The organism is Staphylococcus sp. HMSC035D11 (genome assembly GCF_001836075.1).
GTDB lineage: Bacteria > Bacillota > Bacilli > Staphylococcales > Staphylococcaceae > Staphylococcus > Staphylococcus hominis.
Genome location: NZ_KV827285.1, coordinates 131,518 through 133,482, shown reverse-complemented (window position 1 = coordinate 133,482; position 1,965 = coordinate 131,518). Strand labels below are relative to the sequence as shown.

General features: G+C 33.1%; 3 protein-coding genes and 1 pseudogene. All 4 read right to left on the bottom strand.

Annotated features, from left to right (window positions below; genetic code table 11):
* A pseudogene (locus HMPREF2647_RS10565) lies at window positions 1-380 on the bottom strand (transposase); the annotation flags it as partial.
* Between the two features lie 51 nt (window positions 381-431).
* Entirely contained in the window at window positions 432-938 is a 507-nt protein-coding gene (locus HMPREF2647_RS10560) for a DUF1643 domain-containing protein (protein WP_070860093.1), read from the bottom strand.
* Window positions 939-953: 15 nt separating this feature from the next.
* Entirely contained in the window at window positions 954-1,265 is a 312-nt protein-coding gene (locus tag HMPREF2647_RS10555) for a DUF960 family protein (protein ID WP_070860090.1), read from the bottom strand.
* A gap of 86 nt (window positions 1,266-1,351) precedes the next feature.
* On the bottom strand, window positions 1,352-1,702 hold the full coding sequence (locus HMPREF2647_RS10550) for an SAUGI family uracil-DNA glycosylase inhibitor (RefSeq protein WP_049437916.1): 351 nt from the start codon (window positions 1,700-1,702) through the stop codon (window positions 1,352-1,354).
* Window positions 1,703-1,965: the final 263 nt, after the last annotated feature.

Here is a 1,965-nt window from a genome sequence, read left to right as displayed (position 1 = left end):
TTTTTCCATACAAATGTATATCGATTGGCATTTGCTTCAATTTTTGTACCATCAATAAAAATAGCTTTATCATCTATAAGATTTTGTTTTACACACTGACTGTAAAATTGAATAAATAAAGATTCTAATAAAGCATCTACTTTTGGATTTACTCTAAATTGATTAATTGTTTTATAAGAAGGTTTTTGATTTTGTGATAGCCACATCATTCGGATGCTATCATTAAGCATTTTTTCTATTTTACGACCTGAGAATACAGATTGTGTGTAGGCATATAGAATCACTTTTAACATCATTTTAGGATGGTACGAAGTTGCACCACGGTGATGTCTGAATTCGTCGAATTCATTGTCAGGAATTGTTTCAACAATATCATTTACAGTAAAACGATGTTGATTTGTTTTGTTTCCATATTGACCTCCATGTATTTGCTATGATTTCAAAATCCATTTTTGACGTGCCTTAGGGTTGAGTGGATGCATAATTTCATTTGTTACTGGATTGATGAGCTTTTTTACTTTCTTTTTATGAGGTTTTAACATTTCCATCACTTGTTCGACTCGTTCGACAACAACTGGTCGCTTCGCATAAGCACCATAAGCAAGAATCACTGTTTCACTTTCACTTATCGCTTTCATCAAGTGAATGTCGGTGTGTTCATCGTATGGCTCGTTGATATGTTTGAGATTTTCTGGACTTTTAATATTAGAGAATAGATTCACTAGATATACAGCACCGTATCGTTCTGAATTCGCTAATTGATTGAGGATGAGAACCGTAGTAAGATCGAGTGATAATACACCATCTAAATGAGGATACATCGTTATCACTGTACAAGCGGGTTTCTTTTCATCCCATGTTTTTTTGAGTAAGTAGCGGTGTTTTTTATCACTGCTAAATATCGCTTCTGTGTATATGGTACTGTTTATTGTATTCATATATCGTCACTTCCTTTAGTATTCTTCTGGTAAAAGCATCACATAATAAAAAGCGTCCACGTCATCTTCACGAATGACGTAGACTTTCTTAGGTAATGCGTTTTGATTTTTTTCATAGTTTGTATAGTGATATTCCAATTTGTATGCGGGTTGTTCTTGTTCATGTGTGATTGAGAGTATATTTTCATCTTCTTGCAGTCTAAAAATGTGTAGGTAATCTGTATGGGGTTGATTATCTCTTTCTTTTACCATATTCCAAAGTAATATTTGAAGCTCTAGAGATAGGTGTTCACTAATGCCTCTTGTTATATATCGATTGATTTTCATGTTATTTTACCTCGTCTTGAATTTCTTTCATAATGATAATTGCTTGGCTAATAATCGTAACAGATATTTGTGCCACTTTGATCCAATTATTCATGGTTATTCCCTCCTTCTTTTAGTAGATGACGTTCATCGATAATCGTATTTTTAGTATCTGTGAGATATAAAAAGTCCATGTCAAAATGATCCAGATAACCGATACTGATGAGTTGGTTATTGGTGTACATTAGAAATGGATAGATACTTAGCTCATGTAGCTCATCATTATAGTAGGTATAAGTTTCAAGTGTAAGATGCGCAAGTGGAGAATTATTAATAAAACGTTCCGGTAGAATATTTTCTGCTGCTTCTTCAAGTGCTTCACATTCCCATGTTTCGTTGTTAGATAGTTGGAATAGACGAGTTATATATTGTTTGAGTTCTTGAGTGGTTGTTTTCATATCATTGCCTCCTAGATAGTGTGATAGTGATGTAGTTGATATACATCATTGGGATAATATATATTTGATTTGTCATTTATTACGAATCCCGGTGGGAATATGAGGAAATTCCATATAAAAACCCGTGATAAACGTTGGTGTAACAAGGAAATCCCGGAATCCCACTCATTTTGACGAACAATCAACTCATTATTTATAAGTATTGATGATAGGGTTGTGTCTCTGCTTCCTTATATATATTATTTATTTATAAAAAATAACGG

What these genes read in the sequence shown, in the direction of transcription:
- HMPREF2647_RS10560 (WP_070860093.1), bottom strand. Translation starts at nt 938, where the DNA reads ATGAATACAATAAACAGTACCATATACACAGAAGCGATATTTAGCAGT.
- HMPREF2647_RS10550 (WP_049437916.1), bottom strand. Translation starts at nt 1,702, where the DNA reads ATGAAAACAACCACTCAAGAACTCAAACAATATATAACTCGTCTATTC.
- HMPREF2647_RS10555 (WP_070860090.1), bottom strand. Translation starts at nt 1,265, where the DNA reads ATGAAAATCAATCGATATATAACAAGAGGCATTAGTGAACACCTATCT.